Source organism: Sphingomonas sp. ID1715, assembly GCF_013044515.1.
Classification (GTDB): domain Bacteria; phylum Pseudomonadota; class Alphaproteobacteria; order Sphingomonadales; family Sphingomonadaceae; genus Sphingomonas_B.
This window is the reverse complement of sequence record NZ_JABEPR010000001.1, coordinates 597,657-616,104: the sequence shown is the minus strand read 5'-3', so window position 1 is coordinate 616,104 and position 18,448 is coordinate 597,657. Positions and strand designations below refer to the sequence as shown.

14 protein-coding genes are annotated in these 18,448 nt (G+C 66.0%); 7 read left to right on the top strand and 7 right to left on the bottom strand.

Annotated features, from left to right (window positions below; genetic code table 11):
• Positions 1-55: 55 nt before the first annotated feature.
• Both parE and HJG53_RS02990 read right to left on the bottom strand, forming a co-directional pair.
• Positions 56-2,032 (bottom strand): DNA topoisomerase IV subunit B, encoded by a 1,977-nt coding sequence (gene parE / locus HJG53_RS02995; RefSeq protein ID WP_171127677.1) that lies wholly within the window; start codon positions 2,030-2,032, stop codon positions 56-58.
• A gap of 201 nt (positions 2,033-2,233) precedes the next feature.
• Positions 2,234-5,311, bottom strand: a complete 3,078-nt coding sequence (locus HJG53_RS02990; RefSeq protein ID WP_171127676.1) for a TonB-dependent siderophore receptor — start codon at positions 5,309-5,311, stop codon at positions 2,234-2,236.
• Between the two features lie 157 nt (positions 5,312-5,468).
• On the opposite strand from HJG53_RS02990, the gene HJG53_RS02985 reads away from it, so the two are divergent.
• Positions 5,469-7,502: an amidohydrolase family protein gene (locus tag HJG53_RS02985; protein WP_171127675.1), complete on the top strand. Its 2,034-nt coding sequence runs from the start codon at positions 5,469-5,471 to the stop codon at positions 7,500-7,502.
• On the opposite strand, the gene HJG53_RS02980 is transcribed toward HJG53_RS02985, so the two are convergent.
• From HJG53_RS02980 to HJG53_RS02970, 3 genes are all read right to left on the bottom strand, one after another.
• The gene (locus HJG53_RS02980; protein ID WP_171127674.1) at positions 7,503-7,976 is read right to left on the bottom strand and encodes an SRPBCC domain-containing protein; all 474 of its coding nucleotides are present in this window, start codon (positions 7,974-7,976) and stop codon (positions 7,503-7,505) included. It lies immediately after the preceding gene.
• 86 nt (positions 7,977-8,062) lie between these two features.
• Entirely contained in the window at positions 8,063-8,626 is a 564-nt protein-coding gene (locus tag HJG53_RS02975) for an OsmC family protein (protein ID WP_171127673.1), read from the bottom strand.
• A 20-nt stretch (positions 8,627-8,646) separates the two neighbouring features.
• Positions 8,647-9,552, bottom strand: coding sequence for a diiron oxygenase (locus HJG53_RS02970; RefSeq protein WP_171127672.1), 906 nt, complete (start codon positions 9,550-9,552; stop codon positions 8,647-8,649).
• A gap of 299 nt (positions 9,553-9,851) precedes the next feature.
• Here HJG53_RS02970 and HJG53_RS02965 point away from each other — a divergent pair, with 299 nt between their 5' ends.
• On the top strand, positions 9,852-11,669 hold the full coding sequence (locus HJG53_RS02965; protein ID WP_171127671.1) for an alpha/beta fold hydrolase: 1,818 nt from the start codon (positions 9,852-9,854) through the stop codon (positions 11,667-11,669).
• On the opposite strand, the gene HJG53_RS02960 is transcribed toward HJG53_RS02965, so the two are convergent.
• Together HJG53_RS02960 and HJG53_RS02955 are read right to left on the bottom strand one after the other, a co-directional pair.
• The gene (locus tag HJG53_RS02960; protein ID WP_171127670.1) at positions 11,666-13,195 is read right to left on the bottom strand and encodes a M20/M25/M40 family metallo-hydrolase; all 1,530 of its coding nucleotides are present in this window, start codon (positions 13,193-13,195) and stop codon (positions 11,666-11,668) included. The two genes, HJG53_RS02965 and HJG53_RS02960, sit on opposite strands and share 4 nt — an antisense overlap.
• Before the next feature lie 68 nt (positions 13,196-13,263).
• Positions 13,264-13,920: a GcrA family cell cycle regulator gene (locus HJG53_RS02955; RefSeq protein ID WP_171127669.1), complete on the bottom strand. Its 657-nt coding sequence runs from the start codon at positions 13,918-13,920 to the stop codon at positions 13,264-13,266.
• A 59-nt stretch (positions 13,921-13,979) separates the two neighbouring features.
• Between HJG53_RS02955 and HJG53_RS02950 the strand changes: the two genes are divergently transcribed.
• The 5 genes from HJG53_RS02950 (at position 13,980) to HJG53_RS02930 (ending at position 18,425) form a co-directional block, all read left to right on the top strand.
• Positions 13,980-14,807: an ABC transporter permease gene (locus HJG53_RS02950; protein WP_171127668.1), complete on the top strand. Its 828-nt coding sequence runs from the start codon at positions 13,980-13,982 to the stop codon at positions 14,805-14,807.
• Positions 14,804-15,502: a dienelactone hydrolase family protein gene (locus HJG53_RS02945; protein WP_171127667.1), complete on the top strand. Its 699-nt coding sequence runs from the start codon at positions 14,804-14,806 to the stop codon at positions 15,500-15,502. Before HJG53_RS02950 ends, HJG53_RS02945 begins: the two co-directional genes overlap by 4 nt.
• 81 nt (positions 15,503-15,583) lie before the next feature.
• On the top strand, positions 15,584-16,012 hold the full coding sequence (locus HJG53_RS02940; RefSeq protein ID WP_171127666.1) for a hypothetical protein: 429 nt from the start codon (positions 15,584-15,586) through the stop codon (positions 16,010-16,012).
• A gap of 140 nt (positions 16,013-16,152) precedes the next feature.
• Positions 16,153-17,139, top strand: coding sequence for an AraC family transcriptional regulator (locus tag HJG53_RS19040; protein WP_171127665.1), 987 nt, complete (start codon positions 16,153-16,155; stop codon positions 17,137-17,139).
• A 95-nt stretch (positions 17,140-17,234) separates the two neighbouring features.
• The gene (locus HJG53_RS02930) at positions 17,235-18,425 is read left to right on the top strand and encodes an aspartate aminotransferase family protein (RefSeq protein WP_171127664.1); all 1,191 of its coding nucleotides are present in this window, start codon (positions 17,235-17,237) and stop codon (positions 18,423-18,425) included.
• Positions 18,426-18,448: the final 23 nt, after the last annotated feature.

The following is an 18,448-nucleotide window of genomic DNA, read 5'->3' as shown; positions in this document are numbered from 1 at the left end:
AGAAAGGGAGGCCTTCGACAAGCTCAGGCCAAACCTTGTGGGGTTAGCCAATCAGTCAGGCGTCGATCACTTCCTCATCGAGTCGCGCGGCGTTTTCCTGGATGAACTGGAAGCGGTGCTCAGGATTACGCCCCATCAGCCGGTCGACCAGTTCGCGCACCAGCAAGCGGTCCTCGGCGTCGTCGGGCAGGGTGATGCGGATCAGGCTGCGCGTCTTCGGGTCCATGGTGGTCTCGCGCAGCTGCCCCGGGTTCATCTCGCCCAGTCCCTTGAAGCGGCCGACCTCGACCTTCTTGCCCTTGAACTCGGTGGCCTCGAGTTCGGCGCGGTGGGCATCGTCGCGGGCGTAGAGGCTCTTGCCGCCTGACGTCAGGCGATAGAGCGGCGGCTGGGCGAGATAGAGGTGTCCGCGCCGCACGATCTCCGGCATCTCCTGGAAGAAGAAGGTCATCAGCAAGGTCGCGATATGGGCACCGTCCACGTCCGCGTCGGTCATGATAACGATGCGTTCGTAGCGGAGCGCATCGGGCGCGCATTTGTCGCGCGTGCCGCAGCCCAGCGCCTGGATCAGGTCGGCGATCTCGTTGTTGGCGCGGATCTTGTCGGCGGTCGCGGAGGCGACGTTCAGGATCTTGCCCCGGATCGGCAGGATCGCCTGCGTCTTGCGGTCGCGCGCCTGCTTGGCCGAGCCGCCAGCGCTGTCGCCCTCGACGATGAACAGCTCGGTGCCGGCTGAATCCGAAGCGGCGCAGTCGGTCAGCTTGCCCGGCAGGCGCAGCTTGCGGGCACCGGTCGCCGTCTTGCGCTTGACCTCGCGCTCGGCCTTCCGGCGCAGCCGGTCGTCCATCCGGTCGAGCACGAACTGCAACAGCGCGCGGCCGCGCTCCATCCGGTCGGCGAGGAAATGGTCGAAATGGTCGCGCATGGCATTCTCGACCAGCCTTGCCGCCTCGGGAGATGTCAGCCGGTCCTTGGTCTGGCTCTGAAACTGCGGGTCGCGGATGAAGACGCTCAGCATCAGCTCGGAGCCGGTGACCACGTCCTCGGCAGTGATGTCCTTCGCCTTCTTGTTGCCCGTCAGTTCACCGAAGGCGCGAATGCCTTTGGTGATCGCCGCGCGGAGGCCGGCTTCATGCGTGCCGCCGTCGGGCGTCGGGATGGTGTTGCAATACCAGCTATACGATCCCTCGCTCCACAGCGGCCACCCGATCGCCCATTCGACGCGGCCCTGACCGTCCGGAAACTCCTGTGATCCGGTGAAGAAGTCGCTGGTGGCGCACTCCCGCTCGCCGACTTGTTCCTTCAGGTGGTCGGCCAGCCCGCCCGGGAACTGGAAGACCGCCTCGGGCGGCGTGTCGTCAGCGATCAGTTCCGGTGCGCATTTCCAGCGGATTTCGACGCCGGCGAACAGATAGGCCTTGGAGCGGGCAAGGCGATACAGCCGGTTCGGCTTGAACTTCATCTCCTCGCCGAAAATCTCGGCGTCCGGGATGAAGGAGACGGTGGTGCCACGGCGGTTCGGCACGGCGCCGAGCTTTTCGAGCGGGCTCATCGTGATGCCCTTTGCAAAGCGCTGGCGGAACAGCTCCTTGTTGCGGGCGACTTCGACGATGGTTTCGGACGAGAGGGCGTTGACGACACTGACGCCGACGCCGTGCAGGCCACCGGAGGTCGCATAGGCCTTGCCGGAGAATTTGCCGCCCGAATGCAGCATCGACAGGATGACCTCGAGCGCCGACTTGCCCGGATATTTGGGATGGGGATCGACCGGCATGCCGCGGCCATTGTCGGCGATGGTGATGCGATTGCCTGGCTCCAGCGTCACCTCGATGCGGGTCGCATGCCCGGCGACGGCCTCGTCCATCGCATTGTCGAGCACTTCGGCCGCCAGGTGATGCATCGCCCGTTCGTCCGTGCCGCCGACATACATGCCGGGGCGGCGCCGAACTGGCTCCAGACCCTCCAGCACCTCGATCGACGAAGCGTCGTAATCCTGGGCGAGCGCGGCGTTGGAAGCGAACAGGTCGGACATAAGGGGAACGCTATAGTGCGCCCGCGCCGGTGTTCAAAGCGACGGTGGAAATCAGTTGTGGATGGAAGAATGGGAGGCGGCGCGAGCCACCTCCCTCTTCCTCCTTCGTCATCCCCGCGGAAGCGGGGACCCAGTCTTCTTCACTTCGCTTCTGGGCTCCCGCTTTCGCGGGAATGACGAGCTTGGATTTGCTCGAGCGCGTCAGAAGCGCAGCCGGGCGCCCGCGTAGAAACGGCGGCCGATCGCGTCATACGTGCCGGCATCCGTGTCCTGTCCGGCCGAAGCGCCGATGTCGGCCAGGAACGGTGCCTTGTTGTCGAGCAGGTTGTTGGCGCCGACATAGAATTGGTACCGCTCGCCCACGTTGAAGCGGACCTGGCCGTCCAGGTAGAACTCCGACGCGACCCGATAGAGCTTGTTGGCTCCGGGCTTCGCACCGGTCAGCTGATCGTCCAGATAGGAGGCGCCGATATAGGTGCCGGTCAGCGTGGCGCCGACGCCATTCTCCTGATCGAAGGACAGGCTGGTCGTGAACCGGTCCTTGGCCGCACCGATCTCGCCCGCGAAATAGTCGCGGTCGGAACCGGGCAGCGGCACCGAATAGCCCTTGAACAGGTGGGTGTAGGACGCGCGCACGCCGAAGCTGCCGCCCCACAGGTCGGACCGCCAGTTGATCGTCGTGTCGATGCCCGAAGTCCGGACGCCGCCGCTGTTCGAGGGGCCGTTATTCACCTGGTCGATCGAGCCGGCGCTGTTCGCACCCTGAGGCGCGGGGCGACGGGTGATGAACTGGCAGAGCGCCTGGTTACCGCCATTATAGCATTGGTCCAGGATGAACTGCAGCGGCGTATCGACGATTGCATCCTTGATCTTGATGTCGAAGTAATCGACCGTCAGGACCAGGTTGCGGAACGCCCCGCCCAGCGAGCGCGGGTTGATGACCACGCCTGCAGTGAAGCTGTCGCCCTTTTCCTCCTGCAGCTGCGGGTTGCCGCCGCCGAAGCTGGTGATGCCCTGCACGTCTGCCTGGGTGACCGTGAACGCGCCATTGGCGGCGATGTTCGCGGCGACGCCCGGCGCGGCGCGGCAGTTGGTCGCCAGCGTGCCCGTATCGGTCGCGGTGACGCCGATGCACGGATCCTGCAGACCGCTCGGGAAGTCCTGCTGCGGCGGCGAGAATAGCTCGTCGACATTCGGCGCACGCACCGAACGCGCCTGCATCACCCGGAAGCGGACGTCCTCGATCGGAGACCATTCGCCACCATAATTGTAGCTGAAGGTCGTGCCCACCGTGGAGTATTTGGACACGCGCACCGCACCGCGCAGCGTCAGGCGATTGAAGAAGGGACGATCCTGCAGGATCGGCGCGATCACCTCGCCATAGCCTTCGACCAGGTCGAATTTGCCCTTGGTCGAGGGCAGCGCATTGCCGCCGTTGAGGCCGAGCTGGGTGAGCTCGTCGAAGACGCTCGACGAGGTTTCCTTCCGATACTCGCCGCCGACCGCTACGCTGACCTTGTCTCGGTTGCCGAACAGCGAGAACAGGCCGCCCGAGACGTTCGCGCCGGCCACGGTCTGCGTGACCTTCGTGTCGAGGGTTGATGGCGCGGCGAGATAGCCGACCGCTGGCGTGAGGCTGCCCGGACCATAGATATTGGCCGGTACGCAGCCCGCCGCCCGCGCATCGGCATTGGTGCAGATGATCTCGGTCCGGTCGCCGTCACCATCGATGTCGTTGACCTCGCGGATCGCGTTCAGCGCCTGCTGGAACTTCAGGCTGTTGAACTGGCCGGAGCCGGTCTGATGCTCCTTGGTCTGGCCATAGACGCCATAGACTTCGTACGACCAGTCATCCCAGAACTTGCCGTTGACGCCGCCCGCGATGCGGAAGGTGTCGCGCTTGGCCGAGGAGGTGCGGCCGCCGAAATCGGACAGGCGCTTGTCGAAGAAGATGTCGCGGAGGCCATCGCCGTCCGTGTCGGTCGCGGCGTTGAAGATGGCGTCGGGCACGAACGGATTGCGGTAGGTGACGCCGTTCACGACCGACTCGATCGCGATCTGTCCCCCGGTGGTCGGATCGATATAGCTGGAATCGAGCGGGAAGGGCTCGATGACCGTCCTCACCTGGGTGCGGGCATAATTGCCTTCGACGAACAGGTTGAGCGCGTCCGAGACTTCGAAATTGCCGCGCAGCGCGCCGACATAGCGCTCCACCGGAACGGCCAGGTACCGGTAGGAGGAGCGGTTGAACCCGTCCGGGCCGATCGGCTGGCCGGCAAAGGCGCCGCAATCGTCCGGTGCAATGCCGCCATTGGTCGAGCTGCACGGGCGCAGCGCGTTCGTCACCGGGTCATAGGTGAAGGTGGTGTCACCGGCATAATAGCGACCACGCGGGCTGTAGCCCGACAGGAACGGACGGGCCGGCGTGAACAGGTCTTCGTCCTTGCCGGTGATGCTGCCGCCCAGGCTGGTCTGGTCGACATCGGACGGACCCGCTTCGGTACCGTGCTGCTTCTTGTAGATCGTGCCCTGCTTGGAATAGCCGGCGAACACCATGATGTTGCCGCGGCCATCGGCGAAGTTCTTCCCCGCGAGCAGATTGGCCTGATAGTCGAAGCCGTCGCCGCGCTGCGTGATGCCGGTCTGGCCGTCCGCCTGGATGCCTTCGAAATCCTGCTTGTAGATGAAGTTGACGACACCGGCGACGGCGTCGGAACCATAGAGCGCCGAGGCGCCACCGGTCAGCACGTCGACCCGCTCGATGAACTGGGTCGGGATGACGTTCAGGTCGACGGCGTTGCTGCCGGGAATGCCCGAAACGAAGCGGCGGCCGTTGACCAGCACCAGCGTGCGGTCGACGCCCAGGTTGCGCAGGTCGACGGTCGCGACGCCGGCGCTCGCCGTGGCGAAGGACGAGTTGGTGCGGCTGATGGACGGCGTGCCGAAGGCGGGGTTCTGCAGCAGCACGTCCTGCACGTTGACCGCGCCGGTGCTGGCGATCTGGCGGGAATCGACCACCTGGAGCGGCGACGCGGCGGTCGCGACCGGCGAGACGATGCGCGATCCGGTGACGACGATCGCGGCTTCTTCGGTGGCGGTGCCGCCGTCGGCCGATTGCGCCGCGCAACCGGGCGCGGATGCATCATTGGCGCAGGTCGCCGGATTGACTCTGGTCGGGCTGGTGTCGGCGGCCGTCTGTGCGGCGGCGCCTGATGCCCAAAGGGCGGGAACAATGAAGATTGAGCTCGCCAGCAGGCGAGCGCGGGGGCTGGAACGCATGGTACGCCTTTACTCTACCAACCACCCAGCAACCGCCGCTGCACAGTTTTTCCCATCAGATCAATAACTTTGTCTGGATACCGTAAAATCCGCAGACTGGCGCTTGACGGTGCCCTGCATCAGCAACACAGTCCTCACAACTGAGCGGGAGGGTGAGATGAAGCTGAAGCACGCCAGACTGATTCTGATGCTGCTGTCGGGCAGCGCGCTGGCTCAGGTGCCGAAGGAGCAGCTCGCCAAGCCGCCGGCGGATGCCCGCCACTTCGTCATCCTCTCGACCGGCGGCAAGCACGGGGACTCCTATATCTGGACGGCCCCTGACGGCACGCTGATGGGCCGCGAAAGCCTGTTGCTGCGCGGCCAGGTGTTCGAAACCGACGCCTCTGCCCGCGTCGGCGGCGACAAGATGCCGGCACGGATGGAGATTCGCGGCGTCAATCCTGGCGGCGATGTCGGCGAGACCTTCGAGGTCACGGGCGGCAGGGCCAGCTGGAAGTCGCAGGTCGATCAGGGCTCCACCGCTTACACGGAACCCGCCTTCTACTCCTCGGTCGGCGGGCCTATGGCGACCAACGCCTGGTTTATCGAGCGGCTGCTGGCCACCCCGACCAAATCGATGAAGCTGCTGCCTGGTGGAACGGCGACCGCCGAGAAGCTGACCACGGTGAGCGTCGGCGAGGGCGCCAAGCGGCAGGATGTCACTTTGTGGGCGGTGAGCGGGATCAGCAACTCGCCGCTGCCGGTCTGGACGGACGCGCAGAACCGGTTCTTCGGCGTCACTTTCGTGCTCGGCTGGCTGCCGGAAGGCTATGAAGCCGAGATGCCGAAGCTGGAGGCGGCGCAAACGGCGGCGATGTCGGCGCGGATGCCTGCCCTCGCCAAGTCGCTGGTGACGGTGCCGACGACGCCGGTCGTCTTCACCAACGTCAAGCTCTTCGACGCCGACGGCCTGTCGTTCAAGGACGGCCAGACGGTGGTTGTCGACAAGGGCAAGATCGTGGCGGTCGGCCCGGCGGCCTCGACGACGGCGCCGGCCGGCGCACGCGTCATCGATGGACGCGGCAAGACGCTCGTTCCCGGCCTGTGGGACGTGCACATGCATGTCGGCGACGATTATGCCTTGCTGCAGGAGCTTTCGCTCGGCGTCACGTCGGTGCGCGACCCGGGCAACAATGACAGGCTCACGATCGATCGCCGCGGGCGGGCGGCTTCGGGGCAGTTGCTCAGCCCGACCGTCTATCCTTCCTCGCTGATCGACGGGAAAGGACCCAACACCGCCCAGGTCGCCAATGTCGCGACGTCAGAGGCGGAGGCGATCGACTGGGTCCGCAAGGCCAAAACTAACGGCTTCAACGGCGTGAAATTCTACGGCACGCTCAATCCTGCCTGGCTGAAGCCCGCCATCGATGAGGCGCACCGGCTGGGGCTTCACGTCCATGGCCATATTCCACAGGGTCTGCGGCCGCTCGATGCCGTCAATGCCGGCTATGACGAGATCACGCACATCAACTGGATCGTCATGCAGGGCATGCCCGACAGCGTGATCCAGCAGTCGAACGGCATCATGCGTTTCGAAGGGCCGGGCCGCTACGCCAAGGATCTCGATCTCGACAGCCCCGAGATGAAGGCCTGGGTCAAGACGCTGGCCGACAAGAAGATTTACTCCGATCCCACGATGATCGCGTTCGAGAGCCTCTATGTGCCCGAAAATGGCGAGTTGTCGCCCTCCTATGCGCCCTTCGTCGGCACGCTGCCGCCGGCGACCGAGCGCGGCTTCAGGAGCGGCGGCTTCAAGGTGCCGGAGGGGCTGACCCGCGCCGATTACCGCAAGAGCTGGGCAAAGATGGTCGAGCTGCTCGGCCGCATGCACAAGGCAGGCGTGCCGGTCATCGCCGGCACCGACGGCTCGGGCCTCGAGATCATCCACGAACTCGAAATCTATCGGGAGGCCGGCTTCACGCCCGCCGAGGCGCTAGCGGCGGCCACGATCGTGCCGGCGCGCATGGTCGGCGTGGACAAGTCGGTCGGCTCGATCGCGGTCGGCAAGACGGCCGACCTGGTGCTGGTCGAAGGCGACCCCGAAGCCCGGATCGGCGACCTCCGCCAGACCCGCCTCGTCATGCAAGCCGGCCGCATCATGGACGCCGACGCGCTCCGCAAGGCCGCAGGCTTCGCCGGCCGGCCGAAGTGATCAGCGCACCGAGGCGAGCCGCAGCGGAAAGACATTCTCCAGCGCGTTGAGCCGTTCGGCCAGGGCGCGGTTGCAGGCCTCGTAGGCGGGGACGAACAGGCGTTCGATCTGGTCCTCGCTGAAGCGCCACGGGATCAGGCCGGAAAGCGTCTCGCTGTGGATCAGGCGGGTGCCGGCCCCTTCGCGCCGCAGGTCGAACAGATGGTCGCCGGTGAAAAGCAGGGGTACGTGTCCGCGCCAGGCGAGCGCCCGTCCGCGCTCGGCGCGGGTGACGGTCACCGTTTGACGAATCGTCGCGCCGTGCCGCGCCGGATTGAGGAAGCGCATCCGCACGCGGCTGCCTGCCCGCGCCTCACCTTCTGCCTCGACGTTCAGCGGGTTCCATTCCGCATAGCGGGCGAAATCGGCGAGCACGTCCCACACCCGTTCCGGCGCGTGCGGCAGGTAGATGGAGGTGAGAACGCGTTTTGGCATTCGGTCCAAGGGCTGAGGGGCTCACCCGCCGTCAAGCGGATGAGCCCCTCTCGTCGATCAAGGGGTGAGAGAGATCGACGAACCGGTCAGCCGAGGACCAGATTGCCGTTCATCTTCACCGGCCGGCTGATGTTGAAGTAATTCGGGCTGGTCGCGAGCACCGACTGGTGAATTTCGGCGAACTGCTCCGGCGTGCCCTTGCCCTTGATGCGCACGTCATAGTCGAGCTCGCGATAGCCGGCCGGCACCTGATCATCGAGGCCGAGGAAGCCGCGCAGGTCCAGCTCACCCTTGGTTTCGATCTCGACCGACTCCAGCTCGATGCCCCGAATCGACGCGCCGGCGACATAGCCGACCATCATGCAGGCGTTGATCGCCGTCATCAGCAGCTCCTGCGGATTGGCGGCCGCATTGGTGCCGAGCAGTTCGGTCGGCTCGTCCACGGTGATGCGGAAGTCGCGCTCGACGCGTTCGCCGGCGAGCGTGATGGCTTCGACGGTCGTTTCGCTGCGGGTCTGGCCCTGCCAGCGGGTGGTGACGTGGAAGCCGACCTTGGCCTTGCTCGCGTCCGCCTGAATGCCCTCGACCACCTCGCCGAGCGCGGCGAGGTCGATATCGTTGACGGTTTTCCCGGAAACAGTGTCCAACATGTTGAGATTACTCCATTCGATTAGCTGAAAAGGGGTGCGACCGCCTCAACCTTGGCGCACGCGTTGGGCGAAATGCCCTTGAGCGTGGCCAGGAAGTTCGGGTGCGTCATGCCGGAACCGAGATAGGTCCAGCGTGCCGCCTGATGCTGTTGTGAGAGCAGCTCGGCCTTGTCGGCGATGCTGCGGCCGGTGGCCCGTTCGAGCGCGACGAGGTTGAACTCCGCCTGCTGCGCGAGGCCTGCGTCGAGAAAGGCGCCGATCTCCAGATATTCTTCCGTCGCCGCCATGACGCCCGCTTCGCTGCGGCTTTCGGCCAGCGCCTCGACCATCAGGGTGTCGAGCCTGGCGTGCTGCGCTTCCTCCATCCAATGGTGGCGGAGCAGGCTCTTGAACAGCGGGTCGATGCCGCCGTCGTCGCGCACGCTGTCCAGATAATGGCGCTGCGTCATCCATTCGATGTGGAGGATGGCCAGCGCCACCGCGAGCGGGTCATGGGCCAGGATCTTGGCGCCGATCGCCTCGGCCGGGCCGATCATCGGGCATTCCGTGCCGAAGTCGGCTGCGAACGCGGCGTGGAAGCGGCGGAACAGCTGGATATGTTTGGCCTCTTCGGTCGCGAAGTTGAGCAAGGCGCGGACCCGGAAATCGTCCCGGTTCAGATGCGGCCGGGCGTGGTCGAGGACGAACGGGAGGATGAACTCCTCGATCACCCCGAACAGCACCAGATATTGATGCCCGCTGATCTGGTTGAGCAGCTTGCGTTCTGCTGCCGAGAGTCCCGGCGCCGCATCGGTGCGGGCCAGCGCCTCGGGCATGAACTTGGCGGAAAAGTCGAGCGGCTGGTCCGGCCCGAGCACATCGTCGAGCCGCCAGGCAGCGCGTTCGGACGAGCCGAGCACGGCTTCGTAACTGAAGTCCTTGTACATTTGCTATTTCCCTCAAGCAGCGGAGGTCAGATCAGCGTCGCGCCCGTCGCGATCCAGGCAAGGGTCGTCGCGCTCATCACGAAGCACGCTGCACCAGCGAGGAAGAGGCCGGCGGCCTCGGTAAACCAGGAACGGGACACGGTGATCGACTCCTATGATAGCGTTGTCAGCCGCACGTGCGGCCGGCTGCCCGAGGCTTGTTCTGTGATGGCGTGACTAGACCGGGCGCGGGGTGATATGAATCACCGGGCTGCCGGAAGAATTGATCCAAACGCCGCCATCGGCTCGGGGGAGTGCGCATGGACCTGGTTCAGGACATTTTGTCGTCGATGCGCCTGTCGGGTGCCGTCGTTTTCGACGTCGAGCTGGTCGCGCCCTGGTGCCTTTATTCGCATTACGGCCCTGAAGACTGCGCGCGCTTCTTCCCCGTGCCGGCGCAGCTGATCGCCTATCATTATGTGGCCGAGGGCCAGGTGTGGGTGCAGATTGGCGAGGAGGCACCGGTGCTTGCCCGTGGCGGCGACCTGGTCCTGCTGCCGCGCAACGACAAGCATCTGCTGTTCAGCGAGCCGGGCCTCACGCCGCAGCCGATGGAGGACGTCACAGTCGACGATGCGAGCGGGCGGGTGCGCGTGCGGCAGCAGGGCGAGGGCACGCGGCTGAAGATGTATTGCGGCTATCTCGGCTCCACCGCCGCCGAGCCGGCACTGATCCAGAACCTGCCGCCGCTGATGAAAGTGCATGTAGAGGAGGGCGAGCGCCAGCAATGGACGGCGAGTTCGTTGCAGCTGGCCTCCGGCGCTCTCGCTGGAGAGCCGGAGACGGTGGCGCGGATGACCGAGCTGCTCTTCACCGAAGCGGTGCGGCGCTATGTCGCGGAGCTTCCGGACGAGGACAGCAGCTGGATCGCGGGCCTGCGTGACCCCGCGATCGGCCGCGCGCTGCGCCTCATCCATGAGCGCTTCGCCGAGCCGCTCGACGTCAACAGCCTGGCGCGGGAAGTCGGCATGTCCCGCTCGGCATTTGCGGAGCGCTTCACCGCGCTCGTGGGCGACCCGCCGGCGCGCTACCATGCCAAATGGCGGATGAAGATCGCCGCCAACATGCTGCGCGACGGCCGGCAAACCAGTGGTGTCGTGGCTTTCGAGGTCGGGTTCAGCTCGGAAGCCGCGTTTGTTCGCGCCTTTCGCCGCGAGTTCGGGGAGCCGCCGGCGAGCTGGCGCCGGCGTCAGGCCAAGGCGGCGCAGCAAGGGAGCTCGCCGCAAGAGGGGTTCGCCGACTGCCTTTCGGCGGACGGTACCCGCATCGCTTATGCGATGCTGGGAACCGGCGCGCCCGTGCTGCAGCCGGCAATCTGGTTTCACCATATCGCCAAGGATCGCGGATCGGCCGCATGGGCGCACTGGACGCATGCCGCCGCCGATGGCCGAAGGCTGATCCGCTCCGATCTGCGCGGTCTCGGCGGGTCGGAGCCCCACCCGACGCGCTGGACTTTCGACGCCTTGCTGGAAGATTTTGAGGCGGTTGCGGATGCGTGCGGCGACGAGAGCTTCGATTTGCTCGGCGTGTCGCACGCCGCGCTCGTGGCGATCGCCTATGCGGCCAGGCAACCGCACCGCGTGCGCCGGCTCGTCATCTATGGCGGCTATGCTGCGGGCTTCGCGGTTCGCGGCGGTGTGGACGAGATCCGGCGGCGCGAGTCGCTGCTGGAAATGGGGCGCATCTATCGCGACGGCGACCGCACGGTGTTCGGCCGCATGCTCGGCGCCTTGTATTGGCCGGGCGCACGCGGCGAGATGATCGACTGGTGCAACGATCGGCTGGGGGCGATCATGAGCTTGGACGAGGCCCTGCAGGACGTGTTCCGCGCCATCGATCTGCGCGACCGCCTGGCGTTGATCGAGGCGCCGACCCTGGTCGCGCATAGCCGCGGCGATCGCATCATCCCCTTTGCCTGCGCCGAAGACGTGGCTGCCGGCATCCGTGGCGCGGAACTGATGCCGATCGACAGCGAGAACCATGTGCTGCTGGGGGACGAGCCCGGCTGGACTGCCTTCGAGCCGCGCTTGCGCCGCTTTCTGGCCAGCCCCGACCTGCCGAACGTACGAGCGGCCTAGGCTGTCGCCGCCACCTGGTAGAGGAAGTCGGCGAAGCCGCCGGCGGCATCGTCGAACCCCATGACCTTCGGATTGCTGCTCTCGATCAGCAGATATTCGTCGGGCGCGTGCGCGCCATTGCCATGCCCGAAACCGAATTGGCCTGCCGGCAGCGAGACCGGCGCGGAGGTGAAGACATAGCCCGGCCATGATCCCGCCAGCCGGGGCGAAATGGAGGTGGTGACGCCGGCGCGTTGATAGGTGGCGAGCTCCGCCTTGATCAGCGGCGAGTCCTCGGCTGTCTCGGTCGGGTCGTAGCCGCCCGAGACATTCACTTCGATGTCGCCATAGCCGCGCTTCAACAGATGCGCCTTCAGCTTGGCGATGCACTCCTCGCGCGTCTGGTTCGGGACGAGGCGCATGTCGATCTTGGCGGTAGCACGCGCCGGCAGGATCGTCTTGCCGCCCGGTCCGGTATAGCCTGCCACCAGCCCTTCGATGTTGACCGTCGGCATCGCCGCGAGCCGCTCCAGCGTCTCCCGCCAGGACAGGTCGCCGACGAAATGCTTCAGGCCCATCTGCGCCATCTCGCTCTGCTGGTTTCGCTTGGCGGCGGCGTCGGCGATCAGCGCCTTTTCGCGCGGGGTCAGCGGGCGGACATTGTCGAACCAGCCGTCGATCGCCGGGGTGTTGCCATCGGGCGAGACGAGGGTGGAGAGCGCCGCGACCAACCGCCAAGCCGGACTGTCGACGACCGCCTTCATGCTGGAATGCAGATCCTTTTCCGGCCCGCGGCCCCAGGCCTTGCCGGACGAGACCAGTTCCAGCTCGATGACGCCTTTGGCACCGAGGTTGACGTCGACGCCGCCATCGACCGGGTCCTGCCACGCGGACGGGATCACGACGCCGGAGCATTTCTTGAGCGCCGCCAGCACCTTCGGGCTGCGCACGATCTGCGTGAAGTGCGGCGAGCCGATCTCCTCTTCACCTTCGCAGACCAGCACGAGATTTACGGGCAGCTTGCGCCCGGACTTGCGGAAGCCGGCGAGGGCGGACAGCACCATCGCTTCCGGCCCCTTCTGGTTGACCGCGCCGCGGCCGACCAGCACCTTGCCGAGCTTCGGCCGGTCGACCAGCCGCCCTTCGAGCGGAGGCGAGCTCCACTCGGCCGGGTCGAACTGCTTTACGTCGTACATGAAATAGAGGCCGAGCGTCTTCCTCGCGCCATTGTCCATCGTCGCGAAGACGCCGGGGAGGCCGTCGCTCGGCACGCGCTCGACCTGCTGGAAGCCGGCTTCGCGCGCGAGCCGCATCATATGCGCGCAGCCCTCTTCGATGTTGCGGCTTTCCGCGGCGATGGTCGGCAGCGCGATCCACTCGCGCAGACGAGCAAGGCTCGCGTCATGATCGTCGCGGATTGCCTTGCGCACCGCGGCGAGATCGGACGCAGCGGCGGCAAGCGCAGGCCGGCCGGCCAGCGCCATCGATCCGATCGCCGCGCCCTGCACCAGGGCGCGCCGGCTCACGCCACCATTTTCATCCGTCATGTCGCTCTTTCTCCATCCCTTTTCGCCACTGTGACAAGGCGGACGGGGATTGGGAAGAGCGCCGAAGTTCAGCGAACGCGCGGCCCGCCGAAGGGCAGCGGGGGCGGAGGCCGCCGGTCACGCCGCGGCAGCTGCGCCTGATAGGCCTGGCCGCAATGCTGCACGCAATAGGGGAAGCCGGGGTTCACCGCCTCGCCGCAGAAATGAAAGTCCGGCTCGCCGGGGTGACCGAGCGGCCATTTGCAGATGCGATCGTTCAAATCGAGCAGCGATGTCTTGTCGGCGATCTCGGGGCTGGGCTTCGCCGGAACGAGGCGGCGCGGCGGCGCGGGCGGAATCGGCGCGGACTGCTCGCCGGGTGCCTGGCGGAGGAAGCCGCCAGGACCGATCGAGCGGATCTGGGGCTGAGGCGGCGGAGCATCGCCCGCTGCAGCGGTTACGGGGGTCGCGGCGGGCCGCTCGGGCGGCGCCGCGCGGACGGGCGCTGGTCGCGGCGCTTCCGCACGCGGTTCCGGCGCAGGAACGGGTGCGGCGGGAATGGGCGATCCGCCTTCTTCCTTGGCGTCGCGAACGGGAGACGGCCGCGCCTGCAGGCCCAGGCGATGCGCCTTGCCGATCACGGCGTTGCGGCTGACGCCGCCCAGCTCATCCGCGATCTGGCTGGCGGTCATTCCCTTTTCCCACATCGATTTCAGCTGTTCGATGCGTTCGTCAGTCCAGGCCATTGCTATCCTTCGTCCAGTCCGCTTGCAGGCGCCGCCGCCAGCCGATAGGCGAAGCGCCAATGGCCGACCAGTCCCAATCCGGAGTTCGCCTCGCGCCGGGCGTGGCATCGATCACCAATGTCAACTGGCCCGGGTTGCGCGCCCTTTATGTGAAGGAGGTGCGGCGGTTCTTCAAGGTCCAGCTGCAGACCATCTGGGCGCCGGCGATCACGACCATGTTGTTTCTGGTTATTTTCACGGTCGCACTGGGCCGCAGCGGTCGAACGGTGCTCGGCCATCCATTCGCCGACTTCATCGCGCCCGGCCTGATCGTGATGGGCATGCTGCAGAACGCGTTCGCGAACTCCAGCTTCTCGCTGCTCGTCGGCAAGATCCAGGGCACGATCGTCGACTATCTGATGCCGCCTTTGTCGAATGGCGAGCTACTGGCGGCACTGACGGGCGCGGCAGTAACGCGGGCCATTCTGGTCGGCTGCGCCGTGTGGCTGGCAATGCTGCTCTGGCCCGGAGTGCATGTCGTGCCGCGGCATTTCTGGGCGATCGCCTGGTTCGGCGTGCTCGGCGCGCTCTTCCTCGCCTTCATGGGCGTGATGACCTCGATCTGGGCGGAGAAATTCGACCATGCAGCGGCGGTCACCAACTTCGTGGTGGCGCCGCTGTCGCTGCTGTCCGGCACCTTCTATTCGGTCGAGGCGCTGTCCCCGGTCTTCCGCGCGATCAGCCATATGAACCCGTTCTTCTACATCATCTCGGGCTTTCGCTACGGGTTCCTGGGCGATGCCGACTCCCCGGTGCTGATCGGTGCGATCGTGGTGCTCGCGATCGACATTGCGATGGGCGCGACCTGCTACGCGTTGTTGCGCTCGGGCTGGAAGATCAAGGCGTGAAGATCGGCTACGCGGCCGGCACCCTCGCCTGCGAGGCCTATGTCGCGCGGCCCACGGGACAGGGGCCGCACCCGGCCGTGCTGATCGCCCCGACGGTGCGCGGCCCGACCGCGTTCGAGGAGGCGAAGGCCGACAGCCTCGCGAGCCAAGGCTATGTGGCGGTCGTGCTCGACCATTATGGCCGCGACAAGCGTGACCTCGGCGAGGCTGCATTCGCGGAGATGAACGCGCTGCTGGCCGACCGCGCCCGGCTGCGCCGTCAACTCCTCGACGGCTTCGCCTTCGTGCAAGGGCTGGATGGCGTCGACGCAGCGCGGATCGCCATCATCGGCTATTGCTTCGGCGGGCTGTGCGCGCTCGACCTCGCCCGCACCGGCATCGACGCGATCCGGGGCGCCGTCTCGCTGCACGGCATCTTCTCGCGGCCCGATCTTGGGGAGCAGCCGCCGATCAAGGCGAAGGTGCTGGTGCTGCACGGCTGGGACGATCCGCTGGCGACGCCTGAGGACGTGCTCGGGCTGACGCGCGAACTGACGGATGCGGGCGCCGACTGGCAGCTCCACGCCTATGGCCATACTGTGCACGGCTTCACCAATCCGGAAGCCGCCGTACCGGGCCGCGTCCTCTACAACGCAGACGCCCACCGCCGCGCGAACGACAGCATGGCAGGCTTTCTGAGCGAGGTGCTGGCTTAACCAACGATAACGAATGCGTTCAGCCTTGTTCCAGCGCGAATCGCCTAGAGGTGCATCACTCGATTGTTGGGAGTGAATGCCATGAAGAAGCTGATTGTGTCGCTTGCGCTTGCCTCGTCCGTGCTCGTCGCGGCCGCTCCGGCTTCGGCGCAATATTATGGCCGTGACCGCTACGACAATGGCCGTTACGACGATCGCTACGACCGTGGCGACCGCTATGGTCGTAGCGATCGCGGCTATGGCGAGCGCTTCGAACGCAACGGCCGCTTGGGCCGGCAGCTCGATCGCATCAACTTTCAGATCAGCCGCGGCGTGCAGAACGGCACGATAAACCAGCGCGAGGCAAGCCGGTTGCGCTACGATCTGGGCCAGCTCTGGCGCGTCGCCCAGCGCTATTATGCGACTGACGGGCTGAACGGCTGGGAAGCGCAGGACCTGCAGCGCCGCGTCAGCATGCTGGAGGACCGGGTCCGCTTCGAGCGCCGGGACGATGATCGTCGCTGGCGCTAAGCGACACTTGTAGCACTAAGTGTCAGGGGCTCCGGAGCGATCCGGAGCCCCTTTCTATTTGTCCAAACATCCCGTCGACAGCTGGACGATAGCAGGATAGAAACAAGACACTCTATTCTCATCGTCTACGGAGGAGCGGAGTGGACCCTATCGACGACGTGTTCGGCTCGATGCGCGTGCACAACAGCCTTTATGCCCGCATTGAGGGGACGGCGCCGTGGGGCGTGACCTTCGTCCAGGGTGCGGCGGCGCGTTTTGGCTATGTTGTGCGCGGCCAGAGCTGGCTGACCGTCAAGGGGCGGGAGCCGGTGCGGGTTTCCTCAGGCGATTGCTGGATGATCGTCGGCGGTGCGCAATATTCACTGCAGGACGAGCTGCAGACGCCGACCGAATATTGCTACAAGGCACTGCGGGAGCACTCCAACCATGTCGTGCGGCTGGGCGGCGGTGGTGATCCGGTGACGGTGGTCACGGGCTGGTTCCTGTTCGACCGGCATGGCGCCCGTCCGCTCATCGACCTCATGCCGGAGCTGATCCTGACCCGCATGGACGAGGAGCGGTCTGAGTTGATGCAGTCAACCCTGCAACTGCTCGCCGTCGAGACTGCGCGGCAGAGCCTTGGCACCGGCATCGTCGTCAGCCGTCTGGCCGATATCCTGTTCATCCAGGCGATCCGGGCTCATGCCGCTTCCAGCGGCGTCGAAGCCGCCGGCTGGATCGGCGCGCTGGTCGATCCACGCCTGTCGCGCGCGTTCAAGGCGATCCACGCTAGGGTCGAGCATGGCTGGACGGTCGAGGACCTTGCGCGGGAGGCCGGCATGTCACGCTCGGCCTTCGCCGCGCGATTCCGCGATAGCGTGGGCTTGAGCCCCCTCGATTATGTGACCCGCTGGCGCATGTTCCGCGCCGGCGCGCTGCTCCGCAAAGGCGAGCGCTCGATCGCGGAGATCGCGATCAAGGTCGGCTATGAGAATGAAAGCGCTTTTGCCAAGGCGTTCAAGCGCGTGACCGGAATCACGCCCGGCGCCTATCGCCGCGAAGGGGGGGAGATCGGTTTCCTGACTCAACCCGCCTTGCAGCCGCCCGACCCCAATGCCGACGGAAGGGTGGTTCGGCTGGCGGCATAGCGGGGTTGTTTCGGCTCCGCCGCTCCCTTATACCCGGCGCAGTCAGGCGGCCGATACGGTCGCCTTTTTGCTTTTGACCTTGCAGGAGCTGCACAATGGCGATCACCCCTCTGATGCCCGTCTATCCCCGGTGCGGGGTACGGCCGGTGCGCGGCGAGGGCGTGTATCTGATCGGCGAGCGCGGCGAGCGTTATCTCGATTTCGCCAGCGGCATCGCCGTCAACCTGCTCGGCCACGGTCACCCGCACCTGACCAAGGCGATCGCCGACCAGGCCGCGACGCTGATGCACGTGTCGAACCTCTACGGCAGCCCGCAAGGCGAGGCACTCGCGCAGCGGCTGGTCGACAACAGTTTCGCCGACACGGTGTTTTTCACCAACTCGGGCGCGGAAGCCGTCGAGTGCGCGATCAAGACTGCGCGCCGCTATCATTTCGCCGGCGGCGACACCCACAAGACGACGCTGATCACGTTCAAGAATGCGTTTCATGGCCGCACCATCGGCACGATCAGCGCGACCGATCAGGAGAAGCTCCGCTCCGGCTTCGAGCCACTGCTGCCGGGCTTCAAGGTCGTCGAGTTCGACAATCTGGAAGCGGCCAAAGCGGCGGTCGATGACTCTACAGCCGGCTTCCTCGTCGAGCCCGTGCAAGGCGAGGGCGGCATCCGTCCGGCAAGCCAGGCCTTTATGCAGGGTCTGCGCCGCATTTGCGACGAACGCGATCTAATGCTGGTGTTGGACGAAGTGCAATGCGGCGTTGCGCGCACCGGCACGCTCTACGCTTATGAACATTATGGGATCGAGCCCGACATCCTCGCTTCGGCAAAGGGCATCGGCGGCGGTTTCCCGATGGGCGCGTGCCTTGCCACCGAAAAGGCGGCGCGTGGCATGGTGATCGGCACCCATGGCTCGACCTATGGCGGCAATCCGCTCGCCATGGCCGCCGGCCAGGCTGTGCTCGACGTGGTGCTGGAGCCGGGCTTTCTGGAACATGTTCAGCAGATGGGCGACCGCCTGCGCCAGGCGCTCGAACAGATGATCCCCAATCACGATCACCTGTTCGACAGCGTGCGCGGCCTCGGCCTGATGCTCGGCATCAAGCTCAAGTCGGACAGCCGCGCCTTTGTCGCCCATCTCCGTGACCAGCATGGTCTGCTGACGGTCGCCGCCGGGGACAATGTCGTCCGCATCCTGCCGCCGCTCGTCATCGACGAGAGCCACATCGCCGAGTGCATCGAAAAGCTGAGCGCGGGTGCACGGGATTATGCGCCGGCGCAGGCGGCTTGATGACGAATAAATCCTCCCCGGAA

What these genes read in the sequence shown, in the direction of transcription:
- parE (WP_171127677.1), bottom strand. Translation starts at nt 2,032, where the DNA reads ATGTCCGACCTGTTCGCTTCCAACGCCGCGCTCGCCCAGGATTACGAC.
- HJG53_RS02990 (WP_171127676.1), bottom strand. Translation starts at nt 5,311, where the DNA reads ATGCGTTCCAGCCCCCGCGCTCGCCTGCTGGCGAGCTCAATCTTCATT.
- HJG53_RS02985 (WP_171127675.1), top strand. Translation starts at nt 5,469, where the DNA reads ATGAAGCTGAAGCACGCCAGACTGATTCTGATGCTGCTGTCGGGCAGC.
- HJG53_RS02980 (WP_171127674.1), bottom strand. Translation starts at nt 7,976, where the DNA reads ATGCCAAAACGCGTTCTCACCTCCATCTACCTGCCGCACGCGCCGGAA.
- HJG53_RS02975 (WP_171127673.1), bottom strand. Translation starts at nt 8,626, where the DNA reads ATGTTGGACACTGTTTCCGGGAAAACCGTCAACGATATCGACCTCGCC.
- HJG53_RS02970 (WP_171127672.1), bottom strand. Translation starts at nt 9,552, where the DNA reads ATGTACAAGGACTTCAGTTACGAAGCCGTGCTCGGCTCGTCCGAACGC.
- HJG53_RS02965 (WP_171127671.1), top strand. Translation starts at nt 9,852, where the DNA reads ATGGACCTGGTTCAGGACATTTTGTCGTCGATGCGCCTGTCGGGTGCC.
- HJG53_RS02960 (WP_171127670.1), bottom strand. Translation starts at nt 13,195, where the DNA reads ATGACGGATGAAAATGGTGGCGTGAGCCGGCGCGCCCTGGTGCAGGGC.
- HJG53_RS02955 (WP_171127669.1), bottom strand. Translation starts at nt 13,920, where the DNA reads ATGGCCTGGACTGACGAACGCATCGAACAGCTGAAATCGATGTGGGAA.
- HJG53_RS02950 (WP_171127668.1), top strand. Translation starts at nt 13,980, where the DNA reads ATGGCCGACCAGTCCCAATCCGGAGTTCGCCTCGCGCCGGGCGTGGCA.
- HJG53_RS02940 (WP_171127666.1), top strand. Translation starts at nt 15,584, where the DNA reads ATGAAGAAGCTGATTGTGTCGCTTGCGCTTGCCTCGTCCGTGCTCGTC.
- HJG53_RS02930 (WP_171127664.1), top strand. Translation starts at nt 17,235, where the DNA reads ATGGCGATCACCCCTCTGATGCCCGTCTATCCCCGGTGCGGGGTACGG.